We start from the raw sequence: 1,664 nt of genomic DNA on the forward strand, positions 1-1,664 counted from the left end.
GTTCGGGTAAATTTACTGTAGGAAATTAATAGACAGAGCATCCTTGAGATATGTTTCAGAATCAAAGTTTTCTCCATCATTATAACCTTTTTGTCCCTTTTTACAAACCCCAAATGTGATTTTTCAGCGCCGCTATCTTTTTGATCTGCGGATAGGGAATGTCATACACTGGCAGATCTGCCAGTACTCCCAGTTTTCGTTTGTTGGCTTTTTCCATTCTTATCATTTCTGTGGCGGAATAGATGATCTCCTCTGCACCCGATACCTGTTTCATTTCTTTTTTCTGATATCTTACCAGTTCCAGCATATTTCCCTGATTTTGACGGTAGATTCTTAACCGGGACATCTTATCTGCCCCGGTTCTACACCATCCCAATGGTCTTGAACTCATCCTGTCTGCGTACACATGGCTCACATGCCCTTCTGCGGAACATCTTACATTGCTGTCCCCGGATTTCATGGCAATCATGATTCCAGACCAGTTCCCCAGTATGTATGCCTTCGCCTGTTCCACTGCCTTTCGCTTTGTTTCTTTGTCTGTGATTCCTATGATCCGGTCAAAGGCTCCCTCTGCCATCCACTTTTTCTTTCTGTGAATGGCTCTGTATATTTCACCCCTGGCATCCTCCGCTGAGTCTTCCAGGTGGGATGTTGCCGCTATGATGTATTTATGCATATGATATTTATCAAGGGCATACTTGGACTTCGGAATGATCTTTTCTCCTGTGCGTATCCATGCTGCTCCGTCCCCGTTGATATAAATCCTCTCAACAGCATCCAGATCATAAGCTTCATCCAGATACTCCAATACTTCTGTCCATAGTCTACCGCCTGCTTCCTGCCCATCATAAACACCTCCGAAATACTTCGGATTTATCAAGTGGGGACGTCCTTCCTCATCACCTTCTACACCTTCATAAACGTATATGATCCAGGGCATTACGGTATTTATGCGGGGATTCCTGATATCCCCCTTCTTCTCCAGATACTGAAGGGCCACATGGTCTTCATCCGCATCTATGTAAAGTGTTCTCAGTTCTTTCTTTTCCACAGTCTTCAGGGCAGGGAACTCCAGCCTGTGCAACTTGTTCATTACAGCTTCTTTGCTTATGGATTCACCGTTTATGCTGGCACTGGCACCGCCTTTTCGATAGCTGCTCTCGGATGCTTCCAGTAGAATTCTCGCTTCTGCATCTTCGGTTATCCTGGCATGATGCCCCAGCCCCATCAGCTGATCCAGAAGGTAACAGGATTCACCGGTAGCAACATTTTTGAACAGAGTTTTGTGATATACCACTTCTCCAAGACTGGTCAGCAGGGAAGTTTCATCTCTTCTGACAATGTACCAGCCCTGGCGCAGATCCTTTCTTTCCCGCAGCAATTCATCATAGGATTCCCATTCTTCCGCTATCATGCTGCATCCAAGTCTGGTCACCTCATCCGTCACACCATAGACCATTTCTGCAATCTTTGTCAGGTCATCTGTATAAGTTTTGAAAACATTTGTTAATCTTTTTACCCCATTCTCGCAAAAGTGTTGTATACTGGTAATCATGAAAGCACCCTCCTTGGATTTTTGTCTCGTCAACTTCAATCCTAACACAGGATCCCGGTGCTTTCTTTCTTTTTTCTATTAACTTTTCCTACAAAAACTTTACCCTACG

Annotated in this window: 1 protein-coding gene; it reads right to left on the bottom strand. The window is 44.5% G+C overall.

Annotated elements, in window-relative coordinates:
• Nucleotides 1-100: 100 nt before the first annotated feature.
• Nucleotides 101-1,555, bottom strand: coding sequence for an ISLre2 family transposase (locus ACESZP_RS17860; protein WP_118540114.1), 1,455 nt, complete (start codon nt 1,553-1,555; stop codon nt 101-103).
• Between the last annotated feature and the right edge of the window lie 109 nt (nt 1,556-1,664).

The sequence above is a fragment of the Candidatus Dorea massiliensis AP6 genome (assembly GCF_964245105.1).
Classification (GTDB): Bacteria; Bacillota; Clostridia; order Lachnospirales; family Lachnospiraceae; genus Laedolimicola; species Laedolimicola intestinihominis.